The sequence below is a fragment of the Streptomyces caelestis genome (genome assembly GCF_001279005.1).
Classification (GTDB): domain Bacteria; phylum Actinomycetota; class Actinomycetes; order Streptomycetales; family Streptomycetaceae; genus Streptomyces; species Streptomyces heliomycini.
The window spans coordinates 1-465 of sequence record NZ_LGCN01000069.1; the positions used below are offsets into that span (position 1 = coordinate 1).

General features: G+C 72.0%; 1 protein-coding gene. It reads right to left on the minus strand.

Translation table 11 applies throughout. From position 1 onward, the window contains the following. Window positions 1-465 (minus strand): hypothetical protein (locus ADK41_RS06825; protein ID WP_037805364.1); only part of this gene is annotated, 465 nt, incomplete at both ends.

A 465-nucleotide genomic window follows, 5' to 3' on the forward strand; every position in this document is an offset into this window, starting at 1 on the left:
GAACCCGCGAACCGCTCACCCGCCAGCCACTCCTGCACCACACCCAACACCCGATGCACCACCGACCGCACACCCACCGGCACCTCCACACCGGCAGCAAGCGACGAAGCATCGGCACCGCAGTCCAGGACCACCGTCTCCGGCACGTCCTCGGCCTGCGCCACGTCTTCCCACGGCGTCCACGTCGCACCGGCGGCACCGGCAGCCCTCGGGACCCATTCGATGCCGTACAGCGCGCCCGCGTCCCCGGACGCCGCGCCCAGCTGGTCCGCCGATACCGGCCGACCCGCCATGGACCCGACCGACATCACGGGTGCACCGGTCACGTCGGCCACGGACAGGGTGACGGCACGGCCGTCCAGCTTGCCGATGCGGACGCGGACGGCGGAGGCGCCGACCGCGTGCAGGCGCACACCGTTCCAGGCGAACGGAATCACCGTCTCGCCCTCACCGTCGTTCAGGATC